This window comes from Mesorhizobium sp. M1027 (assembly GCF_040318745.1).
GTDB lineage: Bacteria > Pseudomonadota > Alphaproteobacteria > Rhizobiales > Rhizobiaceae > Mesorhizobium.
In genome coordinates this window covers 691,630-715,288 of record NZ_JAMYMW010000001.1, presented here as the reverse complement: position 1 = coordinate 715,288, position 23,659 = coordinate 691,630, and the positions used below count along the sequence as shown (strand labels likewise).

At 62.1% G+C, this 23,659-nt stretch carries 25 protein-coding genes; 6 read left to right on the top strand and 19 right to left on the bottom strand.

Going from position 1 to position 23,659, the window contains the following annotated elements; genetic code table 11:
- Nucleotides 1–81: 81 nt before the first annotated feature.
- From NKH50_RS03425 to NKH50_RS03385, 9 genes are all read right to left on the bottom strand, one after another.
- Nucleotides 82–915, bottom strand: coding sequence for a phosphatidate cytidylyltransferase (locus NKH50_RS03425; RefSeq protein WP_352736544.1), 834 nt, complete (start codon nucleotides 913–915; stop codon nucleotides 82–84).
- Nucleotides 916–918: 3 nt separating this feature from the next.
- Entirely contained in the window at nucleotides 919–1,641 is a 723-nt protein-coding gene (locus NKH50_RS03420) for an isoprenyl transferase (protein WP_352508486.1), read from the bottom strand.
- Nucleotides 1,642–1,673: 32 nt separating this feature from the next.
- Nucleotides 1,674–2,228 carry a ribosome recycling factor gene (gene frr / locus NKH50_RS03415; RefSeq protein WP_084640965.1) on the bottom strand — a complete coding sequence of 185 codons (555 nt, stop codon included), beginning with the start codon at nucleotides 2,226–2,228 and terminating at the stop codon, nucleotides 1,674–1,676.
- A gap of 96 nt (nucleotides 2,229–2,324) precedes the next feature.
- Complete coding sequence (gene pyrH / locus NKH50_RS03410; RefSeq protein WP_023674934.1) at nucleotides 2,325–3,047, bottom strand: UMP kinase; 723 nt, start codon at nucleotides 3,045–3,047, stop codon at nucleotides 2,325–2,327.
- 410 nt (nucleotides 3,048–3,457) lie between these two features.
- Nucleotides 3,458–4,381: a translation elongation factor Ts gene (gene tsf, locus NKH50_RS03405; protein WP_352876683.1), complete on the bottom strand. Its 924-nt coding sequence runs from the start codon at nucleotides 4,379–4,381 to the stop codon at nucleotides 3,458–3,460.
- A gap of 119 nt (nucleotides 4,382–4,500) precedes the next feature.
- Nucleotides 4,501–5,298: a 30S ribosomal protein S2 gene (gene rpsB / locus NKH50_RS03400; protein ID WP_254817316.1), complete on the bottom strand. Its 798-nt coding sequence runs from the start codon at nucleotides 5,296–5,298 to the stop codon at nucleotides 4,501–4,503.
- 204 nt (nucleotides 5,299–5,502) lie between these two features.
- Nucleotides 5,503–5,781 carry a DUF4031 domain-containing protein gene (locus tag NKH50_RS03395; protein WP_352508484.1) on the bottom strand — a complete coding sequence of 93 codons (279 nt, stop codon included), beginning with the start codon at nucleotides 5,779–5,781 and terminating at the stop codon, nucleotides 5,503–5,505.
- A 43-nt stretch (nucleotides 5,782–5,824) separates the two neighbouring features.
- The gene (locus tag NKH50_RS03390; protein ID WP_352736545.1) at nucleotides 5,825–7,123 is read right to left on the bottom strand and encodes a lysophospholipid acyltransferase family protein; all 1,299 of its coding nucleotides are present in this window, start codon (nucleotides 7,121–7,123) and stop codon (nucleotides 5,825–5,827) included.
- Between the two features lie 135 nt (nucleotides 7,124–7,258).
- Nucleotides 7,259–8,086 (bottom strand): cell envelope integrity EipB family protein, encoded by an 828-nt coding sequence (locus NKH50_RS03385; protein ID WP_023674927.1) that lies wholly within the window; start codon nucleotides 8,084–8,086, stop codon nucleotides 7,259–7,261.
- 138 nt (nucleotides 8,087–8,224) lie between these two features.
- Here NKH50_RS03385 and NKH50_RS03380 point away from each other — a divergent pair, with 138 nt between their 5' ends.
- From NKH50_RS03380 to NKH50_RS03365, 4 genes are all read left to right on the top strand, one after another.
- A complete protein-coding gene (locus NKH50_RS03380) occupies nucleotides 8,225–8,689 on the top strand; it encodes a RidA family protein (RefSeq protein WP_352876680.1) in 465 nt (154 codons plus the stop codon).
- 14 nt (nucleotides 8,690–8,703) lie between these two features.
- Nucleotides 8,704–9,432, top strand: a complete 729-nt coding sequence (locus tag NKH50_RS03375; RefSeq protein ID WP_352876678.1) for a glycerophosphodiester phosphodiesterase — start codon at nucleotides 8,704–8,706, stop codon at nucleotides 9,430–9,432.
- Nucleotides 9,433–9,472: 40 nt separating this feature from the next.
- Complete coding sequence (locus tag NKH50_RS03370) at nucleotides 9,473–10,687, top strand: GNAT family N-acetyltransferase (RefSeq protein ID WP_352876676.1); 1,215 nt, start codon at nucleotides 9,473–9,475, stop codon at nucleotides 10,685–10,687.
- A gap of 120 nt (nucleotides 10,688–10,807) precedes the next feature.
- Complete coding sequence (locus tag NKH50_RS03365) at nucleotides 10,808–11,239, top strand: HIT family protein (protein ID WP_352705449.1); 432 nt, start codon at nucleotides 10,808–10,810, stop codon at nucleotides 11,237–11,239.
- A 94-nt stretch (nucleotides 11,240–11,333) separates the two neighbouring features.
- Here NKH50_RS03365 and clpA read toward each other — a convergent pair whose 3' ends face one another.
- The 3 genes from clpA to NKH50_RS03350 all read right to left on the bottom strand — a co-directional run bounded on the left by clpA (nucleotide 11,334) and on the right by NKH50_RS03350 (nucleotide 14,733).
- Complete coding sequence (gene clpA / locus NKH50_RS03360; protein ID WP_352876674.1) at nucleotides 11,334–13,796, bottom strand: ATP-dependent Clp protease ATP-binding subunit ClpA; 2,463 nt, start codon at nucleotides 13,794–13,796, stop codon at nucleotides 11,334–11,336.
- Nucleotides 13,797–13,802: 6 nt separating this feature from the next.
- Complete coding sequence (clpS, locus tag NKH50_RS03355; protein ID WP_023717744.1) at nucleotides 13,803–14,129, bottom strand: ATP-dependent Clp protease adapter ClpS; 327 nt, start codon at nucleotides 14,127–14,129, stop codon at nucleotides 13,803–13,805.
- Nucleotides 14,130–14,403: 274 nt separating this feature from the next.
- Nucleotides 14,404–14,733: a phasin family protein gene (locus NKH50_RS03350; protein WP_023674920.1), complete on the bottom strand. Its 330-nt coding sequence runs from the start codon at nucleotides 14,731–14,733 to the stop codon at nucleotides 14,404–14,406.
- Nucleotides 14,734–15,033: 300 nt separating this feature from the next.
- Here NKH50_RS03350 and NKH50_RS03345 point away from each other — a divergent pair, with 300 nt between their 5' ends.
- Nucleotides 15,034–16,422: an SPOR domain-containing protein gene (locus NKH50_RS03345; protein WP_352876671.1), complete on the top strand. Its 1,389-nt coding sequence runs from the start codon at nucleotides 15,034–15,036 to the stop codon at nucleotides 16,420–16,422.
- Nucleotides 16,423–16,470: 48 nt separating this feature from the next.
- Here the strand turns inward: NKH50_RS03345 and NKH50_RS03340 are convergent, their stop codons facing one another.
- From NKH50_RS03340 to NKH50_RS03325, 4 genes are all read right to left on the bottom strand, one after another.
- The gene (locus NKH50_RS03340; RefSeq protein ID WP_352876669.1) at nucleotides 16,471–17,169 is read right to left on the bottom strand and encodes a DnaJ domain-containing protein; all 699 of its coding nucleotides are present in this window, start codon (nucleotides 17,167–17,169) and stop codon (nucleotides 16,471–16,473) included.
- On the bottom strand, nucleotides 17,169–17,900 hold the full coding sequence (locus NKH50_RS03335; RefSeq protein ID WP_254817326.1) for a vWA domain-containing protein: 732 nt from the start codon (nucleotides 17,898–17,900) through the stop codon (nucleotides 17,169–17,171). Before NKH50_RS03335 ends, NKH50_RS03340 begins: the two co-directional genes overlap by 1 nt.
- Nucleotides 17,901–18,022: 122 nt before the next feature.
- A complete protein-coding gene (locus tag NKH50_RS03330) occupies nucleotides 18,023–18,460 on the bottom strand; it encodes a DUF1489 family protein (RefSeq protein WP_352876666.1) in 438 nt (145 codons plus the stop codon).
- A gap of 85 nt (nucleotides 18,461–18,545) precedes the next feature.
- On the bottom strand, nucleotides 18,546–19,949 hold the full coding sequence (locus NKH50_RS03325) for an L-serine ammonia-lyase (protein ID WP_352876664.1): 1,404 nt from the start codon (nucleotides 19,947–19,949) through the stop codon (nucleotides 18,546–18,548).
- 170 nt (nucleotides 19,950–20,119) lie between these two features.
- Here NKH50_RS03325 and NKH50_RS03320 point away from each other — a divergent pair, with 170 nt between their 5' ends.
- Nucleotides 20,120–20,863 carry a DUF599 domain-containing protein gene (locus NKH50_RS03320; RefSeq protein ID WP_254817329.1) on the top strand — a complete coding sequence of 248 codons (744 nt, stop codon included), beginning with the start codon at nucleotides 20,120–20,122 and terminating at the stop codon, nucleotides 20,861–20,863.
- On the opposite strand, the gene NKH50_RS03315 is transcribed toward NKH50_RS03320, so the two are convergent.
- The 3 genes from NKH50_RS03315 to NKH50_RS03305 are packed head-to-tail and all read right to left on the bottom strand — an operon-like array spanning nucleotide 20,812 to nucleotide 23,658.
- Complete coding sequence (locus NKH50_RS03315; RefSeq protein WP_352876661.1) at nucleotides 20,812–21,606, bottom strand: YdcF family protein; 795 nt, start codon at nucleotides 21,604–21,606, stop codon at nucleotides 20,812–20,814. The genes NKH50_RS03320 and NKH50_RS03315 overlap by 52 nt on opposite strands.
- A gap of 28 nt (nucleotides 21,607–21,634) precedes the next feature.
- Nucleotides 21,635–23,200: an amidase gene (locus NKH50_RS03310; RefSeq protein ID WP_352876659.1), complete on the bottom strand. Its 1,566-nt coding sequence runs from the start codon at nucleotides 23,198–23,200 to the stop codon at nucleotides 21,635–21,637.
- Entirely contained in the window at nucleotides 23,197–23,658 is a 462-nt protein-coding gene (locus NKH50_RS03305) for a GNAT family N-acetyltransferase (RefSeq protein ID WP_352876657.1), read from the bottom strand. Before NKH50_RS03305 ends, NKH50_RS03310 begins: the two co-directional genes overlap by 4 nt.
- Nucleotide 23,659: the final 1 nt, after the last annotated feature.

Below are 23,659 nucleotides of genomic sequence, written 5' to 3'. Positions count from 1 at the left end.
GGCGCAGATCACGCCGCGACTGTGACATCAATCCAGGCGAATCCATGACGCAGCCTCGTGCCGGCCCACCGACGATGCCGTTCAAACCGGAAACAGCCCCTGTGCCGGATGGTCGGCGGTCGCGGAAATCCAGCCGATGACGTATAGGGCGAAAGCCGCCGCGACAAGCCCATCGACCCGATCCATGATGCCGCCATGGCCGGGTATCAGCGTACCGGAATCTTTACGGCCGTGGCGTCGCTTGACCCATGATTCGAACAGGTCGCCGGCCTGCGCGACGATCGAAAGCACCAGTGCGACCACGCCAAGCACGGCGAGGTTGCCCGTTCCGGCTACTGCGGCCAGAAGCAGACCGGCCACTACGCCGCCGACCACCCCACCGAGCGCCCCGCTCCGCGTCTTGCCCGGCGAGATCGACGGCGCCAGCCTTGGGCCACCGACGGAGCGGCCGACGAAATAAGCAAAAATATCGGTCGCCCAAACCACGGCGAATAGGAACAGAATGGCCAGCAGCCCTGAATAGTCGCCATCACGCAAGAAGGCCAGCGACAAGCCCGACACGGCCGCATAGGCAAGGCCGGATGCTTCCCACGGTCCTGCCTTGCGCATCGACGCCGCGATGGCAGTGACAGCAACCAGAGCCGCCACGAGCGGCAGCAGCAAAGGCGCAGGCAGGCCGGCGACGAGGGCACCAATAAAGACCACGATCAGCGCCTCGGGCAGAAAGCCGAGACCTGCCATAGCACCAGCACCTGCCGGGGCAACGGGGCGGCTCATCCGCGTCCACTCGTAGAAGATCACCGCCGCCATGGCAGCGCAAAGCAACCGGAAGGGCAGTCCGCCGAGCCAGGTCAAGCCAAGCGTGACGACGGCAAGCACGACGGCCGAAATGACCCGAAGCTGGAGGTTGCTCATTCCTCAGCCTGAGGCGACATCTTGGGCGGCAAGTCCGCCGAAGCGGCGCTCGCGGCCGGCGAAATCGCGCAGTGCATCGGACAGGTGCTCGCGACTGAAGTCGGGCCAATAGCAAGGCAGAAAAACGAGTTCACTATAGGCAGCCTGCCATAACAGGAAATTCGACAGCCGAAGCTCGCCGCTGGTGCGGATGACCAGTTCCGGATCCGGAATGCCCTCTGTATCGAGCGAGCTGGCAAAGGACTCGGCCGTGATCGCCTCGCTGTCGATCTCACCGCGCGCCACCGCAGCTGCGAGCTTGCGCGCGGTGCGCACGATCTCGTCGCGCCCGCCGTAATTGAAGGCAATGACCAGCGTCAGCGCTTCGTTGCGGAGAGTGAGCGTTTCGGCTTCCTCAAGCAGGCCCCTTATGTCGGGCTGCAGCCCTGCCCTGTCACCGATGACCCTGATCCGCACCCCACTCTGGTGCAGCTCGGCGAGGTCACGTCGGATGAAAAGCTTCAGCAGGCCCATGAGGTCGCTGACTTCAGATTTCGGTCGTGACCAGTTTTCCGACGAAAAAGCGTAGACGGTCAGGAAGGAGATGCCGAGGCCGGGGGCGGCGCGCACTGTCTTGCGCAGCGCCTCAACGCCGGCGCGGTGACCAGCCAGCCGAGGCAAGCCGCGCGCCTTGGCCCAGCGTCCGTTTCCGTCCATGATGATCGCGACATGCGCGGGCGTTGCCATGTTCTCACTTCCGGGCCAGCCGTGGCCAGACCCTAGACCTGCATGATTTCCGCTTCCTTGTCGGAAAGCAGGTGGTCGATGGTGCTGATTGTCTCGTCGGTCAGTTTCTGAACCTGGTCGGCCCGTTTGCGATGGTCGTCCTCACTGATGTCGCCGTCCTTTTCCGCCTTTTTCAGAAAGTCCATGCCGTCCCGGCGAACGTGTCGTGCGGCGACACGGGCATTCTCGGCATAACCGTGCGAGATCTTCACCAGCTCCTTGCGGCGCTGTTCGTTGAGCTCGGGCAGCGGAATCCTGAGATTGGTACCGTCGACGATAGGATTGAACCCGAGATTGGCTTCACGGATGGCACGGTCGACCGCGCTGACCATCGACTTGTCCCAGACCGAAACCGAAATCATGCGCGGTTCCGGAACCGACACTGTTGCCACCTGGTTGATCGGCATGGTGGTGCCATAGGCCTGCACCTGGACGGCATCGAGCAGGTTGCTCGACGCGCGGCCGGTGCGCAGCGAAGCCAGATCATGCTTGAACGCGGCGATCGCCCCGTCCATGCGCCGTTTGAGATCGTCGTATTCGCCACTCATCATCGTCTCCTCGACCCGTTAACCCGGGTTCACTGCTTAGGGTAAGCCCTGTTCGAGCCTCATCCGCAACCGATCCCTTTCGGGTTCATGGTCCGGTCAATCGTCTGCGACGACCGTGCAACGGCCGCCACCCCTCAGGATATCGCCGAAACCACCCTTCTCGTGGATCGAATAGACGATTATCGGAATGTTGTTTTCGCGCGCAAGTGCAATCGCCGCCGTATCCATGATCGAAAGCCCGCGTTTGATGACTTCGTCATGGCTGATCCGCTCGAAACGTGTCGCGTGCGGGTCCTTCTTGGGATCAGCCGAATAGACACCATCGACCTGGGTGCCCTTGAACAGAGCATCGGCTCCGATCTCGGCGGCGCGAAGGGCTGCAGCCGAATCGGTGGTGAAGAACGGATTGCCGGTGCCGCCGGCGAAGATAACGACCTTGCCCTGGTTCATGTAGGCGGTCGCCTGACGCTGCGAAAAACTTTCGCAAAGCTCGGGCATGGCGATCGCCGACAGCACCACGGCGTCGACGCCGATCTTGTTGAGCGAGGTGCGCAGCGCCAGCGAATTGATGACGGTGGCAAGCATGCCCATATGGTCGCCGGTGACGCGGTCTCCGCCTTTTGACGCGACTGCGACGCCACGGAAGATGTTGCCGCCCCCAATGACGACACCGACTTCGATGCCCAATGCGCGGGCCTCGGCGATGTCGGCGGCGATGCGGTCGACCACCGATACGTCGATGCCGAAATGCTGCTCGCCCATTAACGCTTCGCCCGATGCTTTCAGCAAGACACGTCGGTAGAGGGGCTTCACCGTCATCTGGTCCTCGTCATCGTGCGTGTGACGCGTTTCGGTGCGCCCCGAAACACTGGGCGTTCCGATACACGAAGGGCGCCACGATGTCACGCGGCGCCCGAGCCCGAAAACTCTCTTCCAGCTTCAGCTTACACGGCAAAAGCACCTTGCATGAACGGGTTCGGCATGTTGCCAGCCGGCTTGTCACCGACTGTCTGACCTCCGGTAAGGCCATCCTGTATTTCCGAGCCGAAGAACGAATACGAAAAAGGGTGTGAATGACCGGCTCACCGCATCGAGCCGTGCCCGAACGTCCTGCGCAATGTCGAAATCGAGCGCGCCGAGGTCGTCCTTGAGTTGATCCTACACCGCGCAAGAAATCGGCCGGGCATCCTCGCGGACACCCGGCCGAAAAAGCCTTTTAAACGAATAGTTTACTTCTTGACCGCTGCCGCGACTTCTGCCGCGAAATCGGTCTCTTCCTTCTCGATGCCCTCACCGAGCGCGAAGCGTAGATAGGCAGCGATTTTGGCTGGCGCGCCGATCTCGCTTTCGGCATCCTTAAGCGCCTTCTCGACGGTGATGTCGGGATTGAGCACGAAAGCCTGCTTGAGCAGCACGACCTCTTCGTAGAACTTGCGCAAACGGCCATCGACCATCTTCTCGATAATCGCTTCCGGCTTGCCGGACTGGCGTGCCTGGTCGGCGAAGATCGCCTTCTCGCGCTCCACCGCGGCCGGATCGAGCTCTTCGGTGGTCAAGGCCATCGGATTGGTGGCAGCGACATGCATGGCAACCTGACGGGCGAAGGCGTTCGCGGCATGCGCGTTGCCTGTCGTCTCGATGGCCACCAGCACGCCGAGCTTGCCAAGGCCGTCCGCGACCGCATTGTGAACATAGGTTGCGACAGCGCCGTGCTCGACGGTGAGCTTGGCCGAGCGGCGGAAGCCCAGATTCTCGCCGATGGTGCCGACGGCGTCCTTGATGGTCTCGGCGACCGACTTGCCCGAGCCCGGATAGGGAGCAGCGGCAACGGCCTCGGTCTTGCCGCCATAGGCAAGCGCGACCTTCGCGACGTTGGCGACGATCTCTTGGAACGCAGCATTGCGGGCAACGAAGTCCGTCTCGGAATTGACCTCGACGATCGCTGCCTCGCGGACGCCCGAATCGACGCCGATCAGGCCTTCGGCAGCGGTACGGCCAGCCTTCTTGTCGGCCTTGGAAATGCCCTTCTTGCGCAGCCAGTCGATGGCTTCTTCCATATTGCCGTTGGTCTCGTTCAACGCCGCCTTGCAGTCCATCATGCCCGCGCCGGTCAAGTCGCGGAGTTCTTTGACCTGTGCAGCCGAAATGCTCATTGTCGCCTCTTTGTCTAAATGCACTGACGCACCATCGATTTTCGATGATGCGCCTGGTGCCGGTAGCGCTTACCGCGCCAACATATTGGAAAGATGAGGGCCGCAGCCGGCCTTCGCTACTATGCTTCCGGGGTCTGGGCTGCCGGGCTCTCGGCGGCCGGGGTCTGCTCGAGCGCCGGCTCGACCGGAGCCTCGACCGATGCGCCGATATCGACACCGAGCGCGCCCTGCTGACGGGCGATGCCGTCGATAGCTGCCTTGGCGATCAGATCGCAATACAGCTGGATGGCGCGGGCCGCGTCGTCATTGCCGGGGATCGGGAAGTCGATCTTGTCCGGGTCGCAGTTGGAATCGATGATGGCAACGACCGGGATGCCGAGACGCTTGGCCTCGAGGATGGCGATCGCTTCCTTGTTGGTGTCGATCACGAACATCAAATCGGGCGTCGAACCCATATCCTTGATGCCGCCCAGCGCTTTGTCGAGCTTCTCACGCTCGCGATCGAGGTTGAGGCGCTCCTTCTTGGTCAGGCCCTGAGCCTCGCCGGCCAGCATCTCGTCGAGCTTGCGCAGGCGCTGAATGGAATTCGAGATCGTCTTCCAGTTGGTCAGCATGCCGCCGAGCCAGCGCGAATTGACATAGTACTGGGCCGAGCGCTGCGCGGCATCGGCGACGATGTCGGAGGCCTGGCGCTTGGTGCCGACGAACAGCACGCGGCCGCCCTTGGCAACAGTGTCGGAAACCTGCTTCAGCGCTTGGTGCAGCAAGGGCACCGTCTGCGAGAGGTCGATGATGTGGATGTTGTTGCGGGCGCCGTAGATATAGGGCGCCATTTTCGGGTTCCAGCGGTGGGTCTGGTGGCCGAAGTGAATACCAGCTTCCAATAGCTGGCGCATGCTGAAATCAGGCAGAGCCATTCTTATTTCCTTTCCGGTTAGCCTCCACGGACACAGGCATTTTTGGACTTTGTCCTCAAACGCCACCGGAGGTTTCAGCCGGATTTCTCCCGGGCAGACACCAAAGTCCGTGTGTGGAATGAGCGCGCATATAGAGGGGAAGCGCGACAAACGCAAGCGCTGTGGCGTCTTGCGGCTCAGCGTGCGGCGATCAGCGCACCGGTGTCATTGTCGCATCTTCCCCTTCGGCACCCGCACACGCCGGAAAACAGCGACGATCTCCTCGCGGGTGCACTCGATGGCGCCTAACCGCACTGCGCGGTCACGCTCCAACCCGGTTATGTCATAATGCGGCGCCGATGTCTTGGGCGGCCCTTGATAGGACGAGCGCTTGACGCCGAGTTGCGCGGCGAAGCGATGCAGCTCGTCGGTATCGTCTGCCAGCAGATGACACCAGCGGTGGCCGACCCATTTCCAGATCGCCGCATCGACATAGACCGCCATGAGGTTTGCCGCACTCCTTCATCTTGCGCCGACCAACACGCCGCTAACGATGATAGAAGGGATTGGCATAGAAAATGAAGGCGCCGCCGGCCTCGAGTTGCGTCATCGTCCTGGTGACGGTCTCCTGCATGCGGTCGTGCAGTTCGGCGAGTGCCTCCTCGACGGAACCTTGATAGGCATGCAAGCCTAGCGGCTCCGGTACCCGGACATAGGCGCGGCGCGGGCCTGCCGGCTGCGGCACGAAACGGTTGACCGTATCGCGCAGCGTACCCCGGCAATAATCGTTGCGGATTCGCTTCAAATGTTCGGCGATCTCCTCCTGCGTGATGCGCGGATTGGCTGAAGCCCACGACCCGACACGCTGCAGTCGCTGGATTGCATCCGCCAGCATTCGGACCTGCTTCTGCCGTCCGGTGTCGTCCGTATTTTCCCGCAGCCAGCGGCGTGACCGACGCAAAAGCTCTGAACCGTCGAGCGTGCCGGCGTCGGCCGAAACAAGGTCAGCAAGGCGACGGCCGAGTTCGGCAAGCAGGTTTTTTTGACGCGCGCCGTACAGCGCCCGCTCATCAGGCTGAAGGCCACATGCAGCCTCATCCCGCGACAGCAGCGTCGCATAGGTGTGATGGACGCGCTCCGGCAGCGTATTGCCGGCACGGCGTTCGATCTTCAGGCTGTGCTCGACATAGGCGCATTCCTTTGCCAGCGCTGCCTCGACATTCCCCGTGAAAGCAAGCTTCCAGATCACGGGCGCGATCCAAACCTTGAAATCCGGATCCATCAGGCGGCCGCGCTTCAGCGCCTCGAACCCCATTTCGACCGCGCCTGGCAGCAGCGGGGCAACGATGTTGGCATGCCAGCCGACACCGCCTTCGGGATGCAGGAGCACGCCGTGCCCCTTCAGCGCCCAGGCCACCGAATGTTCCTTGGCGGCCGCGCTGTTGCCCGGGATTTGCGCGATCAGATTGTTGGCCAACCAGAATTTCTGCATCAGCCGGCCAAGCCCGTTGACGACGCCGTGCGTGGCCCAGGATGCCGCCAGCGGGCTTACCCGCGAGACGACCTCCTTGTCGATCATCCAGTCGGTAAAGAATTCGGGATGGTTGGGCGTGATGAACGTCGCCTTGCCCGCACCGCAACAAGCCTTCAGCCTTTGCCGGTCATCCTCCGGAAAATCGATGTGGCGGACATTGGCGACGCCGCGCAAACCGGCCAGACGGTTGAACGGCAACAGGTCGCGAAAGCCTGGAATGCCGTGCAGCATGACAATTCGGTTGACGAACGTCATGGCCTTGATCAGCGTCGCATTGGGCCGCGGCGCCACAAAAACGTCGATCCTGCTCAACCTGCTCCCCCACGGCGCTTACCGTCGTAAGACGATGATAGCCAATTGCGGCATGGTCAAGTCGATACGACACGCCCCGCAAGATCAAGCGCTACTATCCCGGATAGCGGCCGGCGGCTTGTCGTTGGTTCGAGCCTATTTCGACGGGCAGGTCTTTGGCTGATCGAACAGCGACAGATTGACCAGTTTGCCGGTCATCGAGAACTCGCCATAGTCCATGACGAGATCGCGCGTGATGCCGTTCTTGTGCAGCTTGAAGCTGATCCGGTATTCCGGCACCTCCTCGCCGCCTTTGTCGGCATCATCGAAATAGGCGATGTCGACCGGCCAGTATTTGTCGGTGGCGAGCTTGGCCAGCGCCGGCGCTTCCGGATCGGCGTTGTCGGCATCGGCTTGCTTGCCGACGACGACGGTGGTGGTCACCACCTTGTTGGCATCCTCAGAGCCGTCGAACAGGTTGGTTTCGTAGAAACGCTCGCCCTTTTCCGCCTTGCCGATCATTTCGACCATTTGCTGGGTCGGGAACTGGGTCGGCGCGAGTTCCAGGCTGTTCTTCTCGGGCTTGTCGATATCGACCTTGAGACCGTTGGCCTCCTTCGTTGCCGTACCCTTGACCTCCTTGTCGAGGTTCTGGTCGACAAAGGATTTGTTCACGAAGGAGAAGGTCTTGCCCTCGGCGTCCTCGAAGGTGGTCATCTGCTGATCGGTCAGCCTGGTGTTGTCGCTGGTTACGATCTGGGTCACCAAACGGAACTTTACCGTATAGCCCTCGCAAGGCGAGCCGTTGAACTCGTAGACCATGCGGCCGGTGATGCCGGTGATGCCGGAGCGGTCGGAGGCTTTGTCGAGTGAAATGTCGTAAACGGCGCGGTGCGCCTGCAGCGCCGGCACCGCAAAAGCGGGAGCCGCCCAGGAAGCCGCTGTCAAGAGAACGGCGTTGAATGCGAGGCGCGTTGCGCGCATGGGGTGCTCCGATCATCGCGGCTAATGGCAGGCCGCATGGAAAGATGGTCCAGCTTAAAAAAAGTCGTGGCGGAAGCGAGGCAAAAATAGCAATTTCGGCCCGGCCTGCGCGGCACCTTCAAGCAATAGGGAAATAGCATGAGCGAAACAATCGAAAAGCGGCTGAGCGATCTCGGCGTGACGCTGCCGGCCGCCGCCGCGCCCGCCGCCAATTACGTGCCCTATTGCAGGACCGGCAATCTGCTGTTCACCGCCGGGCAGTTGCCGCTCAAGGACGGCAAACTCCAGGCGAGCGGACTACTTGGCCGCGATGTCGACACCGCGACCGGCAAGGAAGCCGCAAAATACTGTGCGATCAACATATTGGCGCAAGCCCAGGCAGCACTTGGCGATCTCGAGAAAATCCGTCGCTTGGTGAAGATCACCGTCTTCGTCGCCTCGGCACCGGATTTTGTCGAACAGCATCTGGTTGCCAACGGCGCCTCGGATTTTCTCGCCGCGGTGCTCGGCGATCGCGGCACGCACGCTCGCTCCGCCGTCGGCACCGCCTCCCTGCCGCGTAATGCCGCAGTGGAAATCGAAGCGATCTTCGAAGTCGAATGACCAGGACTGCAACGATGACCGATCTTTCCTGGCTGACCGCCCGGCCCGTCGCCCATCGCGGCCTCCACGACATGAACAAGACGCGCTGGGAGAACACCCTTTCCGCCTTCGCCGCGGCGGCCGAGCGCGGCTACGCGATCGAATGCGACGTGCACCTGTCATCCGACGGCGTCCCCGTCATCATCCACGATGGCGATCTGCGGCGGCTGACCGGCGAAAATGGCTTCGTCTGGCAGCGTACGGCTGCCGAGATCACCGCGCTGAAGGTCGGCGGCACCGCTGACCATCTGCCGACGCTGCAGCAGGCGCTTGATCTGGTCGACGGCCGTGTGCCGATGGTTGTCGAACTGAAAGGAGCTGCCGGGCACGACGAAGGCCTGGTCGAAAGCGTCGGCAAGATGCTCAAGCAATACAAGGGCAAGACTGCGATCATGTCGTTCGACCATTGGCTGATCCGTGAGTTCCCGAAATATGCCCCCGGCATACCCGGCGGGTTGACCGCCTACGGCAACGACAACCACCTGATCGAGGCGCATTTCGCCATGCTGGCGCATGACATCGCCTTCACCTCCTACGCCGCCGGCGACCTGCCGAACCGGTTCGTCTCCTTCGTGCGAGAAAAACTCGGCATGCCGGTGATCACCTGGACCGTGCACGACCAGCCTGCCGTCGAGCTGACCTTCAAATATGCCGACCAGATGACGTTCGAAGGGTTCGAGCCAGATCTGGCACGGCTTGCTTGAGCGGGCTTGTATGGGTCCGCAGCGAGCTTAAGTAAGCCTCATGGATCAAGGGGACGACTGCGAAAGACAAACGGCGAACGCGGAGCTGTCGATCCGCATCGCAGCGGGCATCGGGGCCTTTACCAGCGCTGAATGGGACAGCCTCGGCGGCACTACACGCGGCGATGCAGAAAACGGCTACAACCCACTCGTTTCATTTGCTTTTTTGAGCGCGCTGGAAGATTCCGGCTGCGCTGTTCGGCGCACCGGCTGGCAAGGCCATCACCTGAGGCTGGAAACCGCCCGAGGCAAGCTGCTCGGGGCGGTCCCCTGCTATCTGAAGTCGCACAGCCAGGGCGAATATGTATTCGACCATGGCTGGTCGGACGCATTCGAACGTGCCGGCGGGCGCTACTACCCGAAGCTGCAATGCGCGGTGCCGTTCACGCCCGTCACCGGCCCTCGCCTGCTGGTCGGCAAGGGCGAGGACAGTCCCACCGTCAAGGCCGGTCTTGCGGCCGGCCTGAAGGCGGTGACGGATAAGCTCGGCGTGTCTTCCGCCCACGTCACCTTCGCGCCGGAGGACGATGTCCAGATATTGGCGGTGGCCGGTTTCCTGCATCGCACCGACCAGCAGTTTCACTTCTTCAACGAAGGTTTTTCGAGCTATGACGATTTTCTCGCGACGTTAGCGTCGCGCAAGCGCAAGGCAATGAAGAAAGAGCGGCGCGAGGCGCTCGCCGACGGCATCTCGATCGACTGGCTGACCGGCAAGGATCTGACCGAAAAGGCCTGGGACGACTTTTTCGCGTTCTACATGGATACCGGCAGCAGGAAGTGGGGCCGGCCCTACCTCAACCGCGATTTCTTCTCCCTAATCGGCGAGCGCATGGCGGACGACATCCTGCTGGTCATGGCCAAACGCAACGGGCGCTACATAGCGGGCGCCATCAACTTCATCGGCTCAGACGCGCTCTACGGCCGCAACTGGGGCTGCATCGAGGATCACCCATTCCTGCATTTCGAAGTCTGCTACCATCAGGCAATCGATTTCGCCATCTCGCGCAAGCTGAAGGTGGTTGAAGCCGGCGCTCAGGGCGAGCACAAGCTGGCGCGCGGCTACCGGCCCGTGACGATGCATTCGGCGCACTATATCGCCCATCCAGGTCTGCGCAATGCAGTGGCCGACTACCTCCAGCGCGAGCGGCGCGAAGTCGAGCGGATGAGCGAATATCTGGAAGAGCACACCCCGTTCCGCAAGGACATGGCGGAGTAGGGTAGCGGGCCCCAATCGCTCAGCCGCGCGGGCCCGCATGGCCGATGTCGATCGATCGTCTTGCCCGCGCGGAACAGCTTCGCTACACGAGACAGCGAGCCAAGAACCGGAGCGCGCGCCATGGCCGAAGCAACCTACGACAGCAGCAACATCTTCGCCAAAATCCTGCGCGGAGAAATCCCTTCGCACCGCGTCTACGAGGATGAAGCGGTCATTGTCTTCATGGATGTGATGCCGCAAGGACAGGGGCACACGCTGGTGGTGCCGAAAGCGCCGTCGCGCAACCTGCTTGACGCGGATCCGGCGGTGCTTGGCCCGCTCTTCGCTCACGTCCAGAAAGTTGCGCGGGCCGTAAAGAAGGCCTTCGATGCCGATGGCGTCACGGTTATGCAGTTCAACGAACCAGCTTCGGGGCAGACTGTCTTTCACCTTCACGTCCATGTCATTCCGCGCTTCGAGGGCGTTCCCCTGAAACCGCACAGCGGACAGATGGAAAAGCCTGAAGTCCTGGCCCAGAACGCCGGCAAGATACGGATGGCGCTGGCAAGCTGAACCGGCGCAAACCGCTCCGGCGGGCGCCGGGTGCTTAACCGGAGGGTGTCACAAAAAAAGCCCCGTTTCCGGGGCTTTTTTACTGGCTGGTTCGTCAGTTCTTACGCGGCAGTTGCGGCACGAGACTGCGCTTGCCGCCGTCCTTACCTTTCGGTTCCGGCTTCTGCGCCAACGCCTTTTTCGCGGCGGGCTTCTTCGCCTTCTTGGCCTTCGGCACGTCGTCCGGCTCTTCCTTCTTCGGCTTCACCGGCGCCTCGTCGGCGAGCGATTCGAGCTTCAGGCCGGTCTCGCCGGTTTCCTTCTTCTCGACGGTGACACGCACCGTGCCGCCCTTCTTGAGCTTGCCGAACAGCACCTCGTCGGCTAGCGGCTTCTTGATGTGCTCCTGGATGACACGGCCAAGCGGCCGGGCGCCCATGCGCTCGTCATAGCCCTTGTCGGCCAGCCATGCGATTGCATCCTGCGACAAGTCGAAGGTCACGCCACGCTCGGAAAGCTGCGCTTCCAGCTGCATGACGAACTTCTGCACCACCTGATGGATGACCGGCACCGGCAGCGAGCCGAACGGAATGATCGCATCGAGACGGTTGCGGAACTCCGGCGTGAACAGCCGGTTGATCGCCTCGACATCGTCGCCTTCGCGCTTGGTCGAACCGAAACCGATCGCCGCGCGCTGCGCATCGGATGCGCCTGCATTGGTGGTCATGATCAGGATGACATTGCGGAAGTCGATCTGCTTGCCGTTATGGTCGGTCAGCTTGCCGTGGTCCATGACCTGCAACAGGATGTTGAACAGGTCCGGATGCGCCTTCTCGACTTCGTCGAGCAACAGCACGCAATGCGGATGCTGGTCGACGCCGTCGGTCAGAAGGCCGCCCTGGTCGAAGCCGACATAGCCGGGAGGCGCGCCGATCAACCGCGAAACGGTGTGGCGTTCCATATATTCCGACATGTCGAAGCGGATCAGCTCCACGCCGAGCGAGGCGGCGAGCTGCTTGGCCACTTCGGTCTTGCCGACACCGGTCGGGCCCGAGAACAGGTACGAGCCGATCGGCTTTTCCGGTTCCCGCAGGCCGGCCCGCGCCAGCTTGATGGCCGAGGTCAGCGCTGTGATCGCGGTGTCCTGGCCGTAAACGACGCGCTTCAACTCGATGTCGAGGCCTTGCAGCACCTTCTCGTCGTCGGCGGAAACCGTCTTCGGCGGGATGCGCGCCATGGTGGCGATCGTCGCTTCGATCTCCTTGATGCCGATGGTCTTCTTGCGCTTGGCTTCCGGCACCAGCATTTGCGAGGCACCGGTCTCGTCGATCACGTCGATCGCCTTGTCCGGCAGCTTGCGGTCGTTGATGTAACGCGCCGAGAGTTCGACCGAAGCCTTGATCGCCTCGCTCGTGTAGCGGACCTTGTGGAACTCCTCGAAATAAGGCTTGAGGCCCTTCATGATCTCGATGGCGTCCTCGACCGTCGGCTCGTTGACGTCGATCTTCTGGAAGCGCCGCACCAGCGCGCGGTCCTTCTCGAAGAACTGGCGGAACTCCTTGTAGGTGGTCGAGCCGATGCAGCGGATGGCGCCGGACGACAGTGCGGGTTTTAACAGGTTCGATGCATCCATGGCGCCGCCGGAGGTGGCCCCTGCCCCGATCACGGTGTGGATTTCATCGATGAACAGCACGGCGCCGGGATAATCCTCGAGCTCCTTGACGACCTGCTTCAGCCGCTCCTCGAAATCGCCGCGATAGCGGGTGCCGGCCAACAGCGTGCCCATGTCGAGCGCGAAGATGGTGGCATTGTGCAGCACTTCGGGAACCTCGCCCTCGACAATGCGCTTGGCGAGGCCTTCGGCGATAGCCGTCTTGCCGACGCCGGGATCACCGACATAGAGCGGGTTGTTCTTGGAGCGGCGGCACAGCACCTGGATGGTCCGGTTGATCTCGCTCTCGCGACCGATCAATGGATCGATCTTACCGGCCTTGGCCTTGTTGTTCAGGTTGACGCAATAGGCAGTCAGCGCGTCCTGCTGCTGCTTCTTCTTGCCGCCTTCCTCCTGCGGCTCGGCTCCGCTCTGGCTGCCTTGCTCGTCGTCGGCGCCGCGCGGGGTACGCGTCTCGGAAGCGCCGGGGCGCTTGGCGATGCCATGCGAGATGTAGTTGACCGCGTCGTAGCGGGTCATCTGCTGTTCCTGCAGGAAGTAAGCGGCGTGGCTTTCACGCTCAGCGAAGATGGCGACGAGCACGTTGGCGCCGGATACTTCCTCGCGGCCTGACGACTGCACATGGATCACCGCGCGCTGGATGACGCGCTGGAAACCGGCAGTCGGCTTGGAATCTTCATCGTAGCCGGTGACGAGATTGTCGAGCTCGGTGTCGATATAGGTGAGAACCGTATGCTTCAACTCGTCGAGATCGACGTTGCAGGCACGCATGACGGCCGCCGCCTCGGTGTCGTCGATCAGGGCGAGCAGCAAATGTTCAAGGGTTGCATATTCATGGTGCCGCTCATTGGCGAGCGTCAGCGCTTGGTGAAGCGCCTTTTCCAGGCCTTGGGAGAAAGCCGGCATGTTACCTCACTTCTTCTCCATCACGCATTGCAGCGGATGCTGATTCTGTCGGGCGAAATCCATGACCTGAGACACTTTGGTCTCGGCCACCTCGAATGTATAGACCCCGCACTCGCCCACCCCATGATTGTGAACATGAAGCATTATGCGTGTGGCGGCTTCGCGGTCCTTCTGGAAAAAGCGCTCCAGCACGTGGACCACGAATTCCATGGGTGTGTAGTCGTCGTTAAGAATGAGGACCCGATACAGACTGGGCTTCTTGGTCTTGGTTTTTGTGCGCGTGATGACGGCCGTGCCGCGACCGGCCTCATTGCCGTTGCTGCCGTTCTGCATTCGCACCACGTAGCTCGTGGCAGTCAAACCTGTAGTCACGTAGTCCTGCCTCTTTCGAATCCTCATGCATGCTCGACATGTAGGTGTTCGATGGACGATTTTAAGCCCTTCTGTTTAGCTGACAATATGGCTAGGTGGCCAAACTTGCCCGATTTTTCAAATCGTGAAGACCGTAGGCCCCCGATTTCGAGCTGGCATGAAAAAACCCGGCCGTGCGTTCGCGACCGGGTTTGTCTTTGCAAGCCCAGGGGCCGGCTCGGAATGTTCGTCGAATTTACTTCGCCTTGGCGACGATCGATTCGAACGGCTTGTAAGCTTCCTTGGCGAGTTCGGCATAGAGATCGCCAAGCTTGGTGGCCTCGGTGACGAAGCTCTCATAGGACTGCTTGGCATAGTCGGACTGGATCTCGATCGCCTTGTCCAGCGACTTGGCGGAAAAGAGCTTCTCGACAGCGGCGCTACCGGCTTCGAAGCTTTTCTTGGTGTACTCGCCCGCCTCGGCGGCGATAGCCTGTGCACCCTTGGACAGCGAGGCGAAGCTCTTCAATCCGGTGTCCGCAAATTCCTTGCCGTATTTGCTGAAATCTTCATAGGTCTGGGTCATTTCACGCTTTCCCTTGAACGGTTGCCTTGGACGATAGACGCGCCTTGTCCGGGCCGCGTTGTGCAATGCGTGTAAATATATTGTGCAGTGCACAAAAAGTCAAGATTCCCGCGGCAATGCGCATCGTGAGCTGCCGGCAATCGCTAAGATTCGAATAAAGAGAAGCTCAATCCCGCAGAAAATGGTGAACGCGGCGGTTACCATAAACGGATTGGTAACGCTGCCCGCGTTAGCGTGGCCGAAGGTGAGGCAGGACCCCTTTGCCGCCTCCGAGGCAACGGAAATTCAAAGGAACTATCAGTGCGTAAGGCGTTGTCGGGCTTCGTTTCCAAATCCGCGTCACCCCTCAAAACGATCATGATCCTCGCCATGGCGATGAGCTTCGTCGTCGCGGACGCGGCTTCATCCATGGCGGCCAAGTCGGCGGCCATCGTCATCGATGCCAAGACCGGCAAGGTGCTTTATTCATCGGATGCCGATGGCCGGCGCTATCCGGCTTCGCTTACCAAGATGATGACGCTTTATCTGACGTTCGAGGCATTGGCGAAGGGCAGGATCAGCAAGAATTCCCCGGTCGTGTTCTCGGCCAATGCCGCTGCCGAGCCGCCGACGAAGCTAGGCATCAAGCGGGGCGGCTCGGTCACGGTCGAGACCGCGATCCTGTCGATGGTGACCAAATCGGCAAACGATTCCGCAACGGCGCTTGGCGAGATGCTCGGCGGCAATGAAGCCAATTTCGCCCGCATGATGACCGCCAAGGCGCGGGCGCTGGGCATGAGGGGAACCGTTTTCCGCAACGCCAACGGCTTGCCTGATCCCGGCCAGTTCACAACCGCGCGCGACATGGCGATGCTCGGCATCGCCCTGAGAGAGCATTTTCCGCAATATTACGGCTATTTCTCGCAGCGCTCCTTTCTTTATGGGCGGCAGCGCATCAACGGCCATAACCGTCTGCTCGGACGCATCAAGGGCGTCGACGGCATCAAGACCGGTTACACCCGCGCCTCCGGTTACAATCTGGTCTCCTCGGTCTCGGATGGCGATCGGCGGATCGTAGCGGTGGTCATGGGCGGCAGATCCGGCGGCAGCCGCGACAGCCAGATGGCCGGGTTGATCAATGCCTACATGCCGAAGGCCTCGTCGAGCGGCGGCGGCGTGCTGATTGCCAAGGCTGGCGGTGGCAATCCGATTTCAGCCTTGGCCAAGGTATTTCTACCGAACCATGACGCGCCGACACCGGACAGTAAGCCGAACGACGATGCCGTTGCCTCCCTTGTCGAGGAAAATGCGCCCGTCGTTGAAGAAACCACTCCGGTCGTTCAGGCCAAGAGGGTCAAGACGACGGCCGCGGCGACCGTGGACGACGTGGCGACAGCCCGGGTCGCCGCAGCCTATGCCGAACCGGCGGCAGAGGTCGATCCGGTCAGCACGGCCTCGGTGCCATCCGGCTGGGCAATACAGGTCGCCTCGTCGCCAAAACAGGCCGAAGCGAAGGCTTTCCTCGACAAGGCGACGAAGCAGGCACCCTCCGTTCTGGCCGATGCCTCCGGTTTCACCGTCGCCTTCGACAAGGACGGCGTCACCTACTACCGCGCCCGGTTCGGTGGTTTCGGTTCGAAGACCGCTGCCTGGAAGGCCTGCAACGCTTTGAAAAAGAAGAAGATCGAGTGCTACGCCGTCCAGCAGTAAGCGGCGCGCGAAACGATATCTTTCCCGAAAGTTCTGCGTCGAAGGAGACTAGTTGTGATTGGAGAGCAAGACGTCCTTGGCTTCATTGATCCGCGCCGCCAGGAAAGACGTGCCACCGATATCGGGGTGCAGGCGCTGCATCAGGCGGCGGTGCGCCTTGCGGACATCCGCCGCGGCAGCCCCCGCTTCAAGACCAAGGATCTTGTAGGCCTCCTCCTTAGTCATGGCGCCAGAACCTGGCGCAACACCCAGCCCTTCGCCGTCATTCGCATCAGCGTCTTTGCGCCAGATGGGAAATCTGCCGTCAAGATACGTCTCTAGCAATTGGCGGCTCTCCGGATCGCCGGAGAGTTCGCGATAGAGTTGCTGCAATTCGGCACGCCCCATCGAGCCAAGCATCTTGCCTTCATGGCGCCCGGCCAGCACGAGGCCTTCGAGGCCGCCGGTATCGTGATCGAGTTCCATTTCAAGCGCCGCGGTACGAACTGTCGAACGCTTGCCTTGTGCCAGTTTTGCCGCCGGCCGATTCATGCGCATGGAGCCGTACCAGGCGAGCGCAACCGACAGGATCAAGCCGCCGATGCCCTCGCGCCCGACCAGCAGCACGGCGACGCCGACCAGCCCGAGCAGTACAGGTCCAAGCGTTCTCATGCCGCCTGCAAGCTTCGCCGCATCGGCGCGCAGGAAGATGGTGAGTATGCCGAGAAGCACTAGAAGCAACGCTACAAAAGCGATAATTGCGCTCATCAGTTTCCGCCGCCCCGCATATGCTCGATCATCAGCCGGTCTTCCGGTCTGCCCCGGGCCTCCAGTGCTTTCAGCCCGCCGGTCGCAAACACGGCGACGGACGAAAGCAGGCCGGCCAAGGTTGCGGCAGCCCGCCGATCGAAGCGGAACCAGGCCCCTTTCGACAGCCGCGCAATCTCCTTGAACGCCTTTTCCGCGGCGGCATCATGGCCCTCCTGAAAGACGAAGACAGGAACGCCGTGCAGACCGAGGCTGCCGGCCTTTTCGGCCAGATCATCTATGTTTTCTTCCATCGCGTCGCCGATATAGACCAGCGCGTTGACCTTGGCCGCCGCCGTCTGTTTCAGGGCATGGGCGAGCACCTTGCCGATCTGGGTATGGCCGCTGCGGCAGTCGATGCGCGTCATCAGCTGCTTCAGAGCTTCGGTATCGGTGACGAATGCGGAGGAGCGGCAGTCGCCAAGGCCGCGAAAATAGACAAGTTGAACCTTGAGCGCCCCGGCCTTGCCGACGGCGTCGAACATCTCGGCCTGCAGCGCACAGGCGAGATCCCAGGTCGGCTGGCGGCTCATCGTCGCGTCGAGGGACAGGATCAGCCTGCCTGACCCGGTGGCGGATGCAGCGAGCGTCCTTGCCTGACGGAGAAACGCGTCGATCTCGCCGGTGCTCGATTGAGACTCGACCGGTGCAGGATTGGCCCTTGCAGGCACGGGCTGCTTCTTGTCGCTCATGACATTCAAGATGTGGCGTTGTTCCCCGGCTTGCAAGCCCAGATGAGGCGACCTGGAGGACCGATGATGGCAATTGCGGACAAGCACTTCGGCTGGCGGTCTTGGCGTTGCGGTTCTCGGCGTCAGAGCAGGCCGAGATCGGCAAGCTCTCGCCTGAGCTTCGGCGGCATCTCGATCAGCCCGGCTTTGCCCTTGCCGAGATCGGCCGGCGCGTCCGCCTGCTTCAGGTAGCGCCATCCCTGGAATGCACGGCGCGGTTGCCAGTCAGTGCGCACGACGTCGGGATCGAGGATCAGATGGCAACGGCCGATGCCCTCGTCATCGGTGAAGGGGCGGATTTCGGTGATCAGCTGGCAGCATTGGACATTGCCCTTGATCACCCAGTAGAGCGAGCCGCCGTCGGTAATCTCGACGCCGCGTGTCGGCACCATGCGGGTGGTGTGGTAGTGCTCGGCCGGTTCGCCGGCGCGGCGCCGCTCGTCGAGACGGAAGGCAATCCACTCTTCCAGATCCTCGACGCTGTCACAGCCGACGCAAAGCTTTATGAGATTGAGAGACATCGTTTAAGGTTTAGTCCAGCACGCGAACGCGTCAACGGCCTGATCGACTTCTCCACAGTGGTGGTCCAGGCCGCCAGATTGGCGCTCAGCACTCCACGACATTGACTGCCAATCCGCCAAGGCTGGTTTCCTTGTACTTTTCGTTCATGTCGAGGCCGGTCTGGCGCATCGTCTCGATCGCGGCATCGAGCGGCACGAAATGAACGCCGTCGCCCTTGATGGCCAGCGAAGCGGCGGTCACCGCCTTGACGGCACCAAGCGCGTTGCGCTCGATACACGGCACCTGCACCAGCCCGCCGACCGGATCGCAGGTCATGCCGAGATGATGTTCCAACGCGATCTCGGCAGCGTTCTCGACCTGCTCGGGCGTGCCGCCCATGACGGCGCACAATCCCGCCGCAGCCATTGCCGAAGCCGAACCGACCTCGCCCTGGCAGCCGACTTCCGCCCCCGAGATCGAAGCATTGGTTTTGATGATGCCGCCGACGGCCGCCGCCGTCAGCAGGAAATCGCGGATGCTGGGCTGGTCGGCTTCGGGATGGAAATGCAACCAGTAGCGCAGCACTGCAGGCAGAGTGCCGGCCGCCCCATTGGTTGGCGCGGTGACGACACGGCCGCCGGCGGCGTTCTCCTCATTGACCGCCATCGCATAGATCGACAGCCAGTCGTTGGCGAGCAGCGGGTTGGGCCGGTTCTGCTGCCATTGCTCCTGCAGCTTGTCGTGCAGCATCCGGGCACGGCGGCGCACCTTGAGTCCGCCCGGCATGATGCCGTCTTGCGACAGGCCGCGCTCGATGCAGCCCTTCATGGCGCTCCAGATGCCGTCGAGGCCGGCGTCGAGCTCCTCGCGCGACATCTGCGTCTCCTCGTTGACGCGCTTCATCTCGGCAATGGAAAGCCCACTTTTCGCTGCCATGGACAGCATTTCGACGGCGTTCTTGAACGGATACGGAACCTTCTTGCCTTCGGTTGTCGCCGAGCCTCTTGCTTTCATCCGCTGCAGTTCCACCTCGGACATTACGAAGCCGCCGCCGATCGAATAATAGATGCGCCTCAGCAGCAACCGGTCGCCGGCATCATAGGCAGAGAAGGCCATGCCATTGGCGTGACCCGGCAGCGGCGTCTTGCGATCCAGCACCAGATCCATTGCCGGGTCGAAACGATAGGACGGATGGCCGGGCGGCGAGATCCGCTTCTCGGCGGCGATGCGAGCGACGATGCCGTCCGCCTGGTCGGGATCCACCGTCTGCGGCGTCTGGCCGGCGAGGCCGAGCACCACCGCACGATCGGAGCCATGGCCGATGCCGGTATAGGCGAGCGAGCCGTGCAGGCTGGCCGCGATCCGGTCGACCTTGGCGCCGGCCGGGCGCGGCCAGTCGTCTCCCGCAATCTCGTCGAGAAACCGCCGCGCAGCCGTCATCGGCCCCATCGTGTGCGAACTCGATGGGCCGATGCCGATCTTGAACAGGTCGAAAACCGAAAGGAACACGTGGGCGTTTTCTCCTGGGACCTTGTTGAGGTCTACATATAGGAATTCCCATGGTGTTTTCCGCTGTTTTGACGATTGCGGCGCTGCGCCTGCCGACCTTGTTTGCTCCGGCAGCGACATTCCAGCTTCGGCCATCGAAGCGTCCCCTCCGCCTGTGGTAAAAGCACCGCATGAGCGATTCCTTTCATCTATCGATGGCCGACCTTGCGGCGCTGGGGTTCTTCCTTGCCGCGTGGGTGCTGCATACGCTCGCCGCCGACGGAATGCTGGTCAGCCGCATGTCGCTGACGAGGGCGATGAACGCGCAGCGCGAGGCCTGGATGCGGACCATGGCCGAGCGCGAGATCCGCATCGTCGACACCGCCATCATGAGCGGCCTGCAGCAGGGAACCGCCTTCTTTGCCTCGAGTTCGCTGATTGCGATCGGCGGCTGTTTTGCTTTGCTCGGCGCCTCCGACCAGGTTCTGACCGTGCTGGGTGACCTGCCGTTTGGCGCTACGCCCTCACGCGCGGCGTTCCAGACGAAGGTGTTCGGCCTGGTGCTGATCCTGGCCTTTTCCTTCTTCAAGTTCGGCTGGGCTTACCGGCTGTTCAACTATTGCTCGATCCTGATCGGCGCCGTGCCGATTCCGCATGGCGAGGCGTCGCGCAATCCGGTCACCGAAACGGCGGTGTGGCGTGCCGCGCGCATGAACATGTTGGCCGGAAAGCATTTCAATTCGGGCCTGCGCGGCGTGTTCTTCTCGATTGGCTATCTTGGCTGGTTCGTCGATCCCGCGGTGTTCGTCCTGTCGACGCTGCTGCTCCTGGCGGTGCTGGTGCGCCGCCAGTTTTTCTCGGCGGCGCGGCAGGCGGTGCTCGGTCAGCCGCCCGGTCCGGGGAAAGGCCGATCGATGCGGCCCGACAGCCAATAGGCGGTGAGCCCTATCCATTCGCGGATCGCAACAGTGGTGACCTCCAGCCAGTCGCCGGGATAAGGCAAGGTGCCGATGCTTTCCTTGCCGGAAGTGCGATAGTCGACCGGCCACGGAACGGTCGAAAAGCCGGCTTTGTCGAACAGCGCCTTGGCGCGTGGCATATGGAAGGCCGAGGTCACCAGCAACCAGGTTTCGCCCGGTTTCGGCGTCACCAGTTCCCTGGTAAAGACAGCGTTCTCGTAGGTGCTGCGGGATTTGTTCTCGAGGATCAGCCGATCGGCCGCCACGCCGAAAGCGGCAAAAAGACGGGGTGCGGTATCTGCATCGCCTTCGCCGCCGCGGAAGGTTTCGATGCTGCCACCGGAGATAACGACTTTCGCTGTCGGAAACCGCCGCGCCAGCACGGCCGCCTCGACCATCCGGTCGCCACTGGAGTTCATTTCATAGCCGCCACGCACCAGATTGACGGCGCCATCCAGACTGCCGCCAAGCACTATGATACCGTCAACCTTTTCCGGCAGCGGCGCCCTGGGGAAGCGCTCCTCCAGCGGATTTAGCATCATGGGGCCGAGCGGGCTCCATGTCGCAACAACAAGGATGAGGAAGGCAAGAGTGCTGCCGACGGCCGCCAATCGCCGCCGGCCGAACATCGCCGCGACCAGCCCCGCCAGCAGCAGGAAGATCGCGAGATTCAACGGCTGAACGAAGAACCAGAGAATCTTGGAGACATAGAAGAACATCCCTCACCCCCTCAGATGAGAAACGATCCTACCACCATTTTTCCGGCTGAAATGTGCCGGCCGCCTGTTCGATGACATGGGCGGTCTGGAACAGCGTTTCCTCGTCGAAGGGCCGGCCGATCAGCTGCAGGCCGAGCGGCAGCCCCTTGGCGTCGAGCCCAGCCGGAACCGCTATGCCGGGCAGTCCGGCCATGTTCACTGTCACCGTAAAAATGTCGTTGAGATACATCTTGACCGGGTCGGCGGCCATGTCCTCGTCGGCGATGCCGAACGCGGCGGAAGGCGTTGCCGGCGTCAGGATGACGTCGACGCCTGCGGCAAACACATTTTCGAAGTCGCGCTTGATCAGGGTTCGAACCTTCTGCGCCTGCAGATAGTAGGCATCGTAGTAGCCGGCGGAAAGCACATAGGTGCCGATCATGATGCGGCGCTTGACCTCGCGCCCGAAGCCGGCAGCGCGGGTCTTTTCATACATGTCGACAATGTCCCTGCCGGGCACGCGCAACCCATAGCGGACCCCGTCGTAACGGGCGAGGTTGGACGAGGCTTCGGCCGGCGCCACGATGTAATAGGCCGGCAGCGCGTATTTGGTGTGCGGCAGCGAGATATCGACGATCTCGGCGCCGGCATCCCGCAGCCAGGCAATGCCTTTCTGCCACAGCGCCTCGATCTCCGCGGGCATGCCGTCGACTCTATATTCCTTGGGGATGCCGACCTTCATGCCCTTGATCGGGCGGCCGATCGCCGCCTCGTAGTCCGGCACCGGCAGGTCGACGGACGTCGTGTCCTTCGGGTCGACCGAAGCCATCGACTTCAACAGGATCGCGGCATCGCGGACGTCGCGCGCGATCGGCCCGGCCTGGTCGAGCGACGAGGCGAACGCTACGATCCCCCAGCGCGAGCAGCGGCCATAGGTCGGCTTGATGCCGACTGTGCCAGTGAAGGCGGCGGGCTGGCGAATCGAACCGCCGGTGTCGGTGGCGGTGGCGCCTGCGCACAGGAAGGCCGAGACAGCTGATGCCGATCCACCGGACGAACCGCCCGGCACCAGTTGGGCATTGTCCAACGTGCGCGCGGTCCTGGTGCCGCCCGCCGAAACGAAGCCACCCTCGCCCTGATGTGTCGTCGGCATCACCACCGTGTTGAGGCGCGAACGCCGCCACGGGTTGATGACCGGCCCATAATACGAGGTCTCGTTGGACGAGCCCATGGCGAACTCGTCCATGTTGAGCTTGCCGAGCATGACGGCGCCATCCGCCCACAGATTGGCCGTGACCGTCGATTCGTAGCGCGGCTTGAAGCCGTCCAGCACATGGCTGCAGGCCTGGGTGTGGACGCCTTCGGTGCCGAACAAATCCTTGATGCCGAGCGGGATACCCTCGAGCGACCCGCCCTCGCCCTTGGCCAATTTCGCGTCGGAGGCCTTGGCCATGTCGCGCGCCTTGTCGTCGGTGACCACGACATAGGCATTGAGCGCCGGATTTGCTCGCTCGATCGCCGATAGATAGGCCTCGGTGACTTCGGTGGCGGTGATCTCCCTGGAACGCAATTTGGCGCGGGCCTGCGAAATCGTCAGTTGGGTCAGGTCGGTCATCTGGCAAGGCTCTTTTCGTAAAATACCGACCACTCGGAATCGGGATAATTCAGCACCGGGCCGCAGCGGGAAAAACCGGCGCGTTCGTAGACGGTCCAGGCGGCGGGATGACGGTCCCCCGTCTCCAGCACCAGCCGCTTAAGCCCTTCTTGGCGCGCCAGCGCCTCGATACGCTCGACAATCTTCGCGCCGATCTTGCGGCCGCGATGCGAAGGTCGCGTATACATCCGCTTGACCTCGCCGACCACAGCATCGTGGCGCTTCAGTGCGCCGCAAGCGATGGCAAGGCCGTTATCGCGGGCGACGAAAACGGTCGTGTCGCGATCCGCCATCTGCTCGACGGTCAAATGATAGCAATGCTCCGGCGGCGTCAGCTCCAGCAATGTGGCGTTCAGCTCTTCGACCAGACCACGCACATCGTCCTGCAGCGGCGTCTCAGCGGCGATGTCGATTGCCATC

Bases quoted from the DNA above. Each gene is read 5' to 3' on its own strand.
- NKH50_RS03340 (WP_352876669.1), bottom strand. From the start codon at position 17,169: ATGAGCGCAATTATCGCTTTTGTAGCGTTGCTTCTAGTGCTTCTCGGC.
- NKH50_RS03315 (WP_352876661.1), bottom strand. From the start codon at position 21,606: ATGTTCTTCTATGTCTCCAAGATTCTCTGGTTCTTCGTTCAGCCGTTG.
- NKH50_RS03305 (WP_352876657.1), bottom strand. From the start codon at position 23,658: ATGGCAATCGACATCGCCGCTGAGACGCCGCTGCAGGACGATGTGCGT.
- NKH50_RS03350 (WP_023674920.1), bottom strand. From the start codon at position 14,733: ATGACCCAGACCTATGAAGATTTCAGCAAATACGGCAAGGAATTTGCG.
- tsf (WP_352876683.1), bottom strand. From the start codon at position 4,381: ATGAGCATTTCGGCTGCACAGGTCAAAGAACTCCGCGACTTGACCGGC.
- NKH50_RS03370 (WP_352876676.1), top strand. From the start codon at position 9,473: ATGGATCAAGGGGACGACTGCGAAAGACAAACGGCGAACGCGGAGCTG.
- NKH50_RS03395 (WP_352508484.1), bottom strand. From the start codon at position 5,781: ATGGCGGTCTATGTCGATGCGGCGATCTGGAAATGGGTCGGCCACCGC.
- NKH50_RS03310 (WP_352876659.1), bottom strand. From the start codon at position 23,200: ATGACCGACCTGACCCAACTGACGATTTCGCAGGCCCGCGCCAAATTG.
- NKH50_RS03420 (WP_352508486.1), bottom strand. From the start codon at position 1,641: ATGGCAACGCCCGCGCATGTCGCGATCATCATGGACGGAAACGGACGC.
- NKH50_RS03380 (WP_352876680.1), top strand. From the start codon at position 8,225: ATGAGCGAAACAATCGAAAAGCGGCTGAGCGATCTCGGCGTGACGCTG.
- NKH50_RS03320 (WP_254817329.1), top strand. From the start codon at position 20,120: ATGAGCGATTCCTTTCATCTATCGATGGCCGACCTTGCGGCGCTGGGG.
- NKH50_RS03335 (WP_254817326.1), bottom strand. From the start codon at position 17,900: ATGAGCGACAAGAAGCAGCCCGTGCCTGCAAGGGCCAATCCTGCACCG.
- rpsB (WP_254817316.1), bottom strand. From the start codon at position 5,298: ATGGCTCTGCCTGATTTCAGCATGCGCCAGCTATTGGAAGCTGGTATT.
- pyrH (WP_023674934.1), bottom strand. From the start codon at position 3,047: ATGACGGTGAAGCCCCTCTACCGACGTGTCTTGCTGAAAGCATCGGGC.
- clpA (WP_352876674.1), bottom strand. From the start codon at position 13,796: ATGCCGGCTTTCTCCCAAGGCCTGGAAAAGGCGCTTCACCAAGCGCTG.
- NKH50_RS03425 (WP_352736544.1), bottom strand. From the start codon at position 915: ATGAGCAACCTCCAGCTTCGGGTCATTTCGGCCGTCGTGCTTGCCGTC.
- clpS (WP_023717744.1), bottom strand. From the start codon at position 14,129: ATGCAGAACGGCAGCAACGGCAATGAGGCCGGTCGCGGCACGGCCGTC.
- NKH50_RS03330 (WP_352876666.1), bottom strand. From the start codon at position 18,460: ATGTCTCTCAATCTCATAAAGCTTTGCGTCGGCTGTGACAGCGTCGAG.
- NKH50_RS03365 (WP_352705449.1), top strand. From the start codon at position 10,808: ATGGCCGAAGCAACCTACGACAGCAGCAACATCTTCGCCAAAATCCTG.
- frr (WP_084640965.1), bottom strand. From the start codon at position 2,228: ATGAGTGGCGAATACGACGATCTCAAACGGCGCATGGACGGGGCGATC.
- NKH50_RS03385 (WP_023674927.1), bottom strand. From the start codon at position 8,086: ATGCGCGCAACGCGCCTCGCATTCAACGCCGTTCTCTTGACAGCGGCT.
- NKH50_RS03375 (WP_352876678.1), top strand. From the start codon at position 8,704: ATGACCGATCTTTCCTGGCTGACCGCCCGGCCCGTCGCCCATCGCGGC.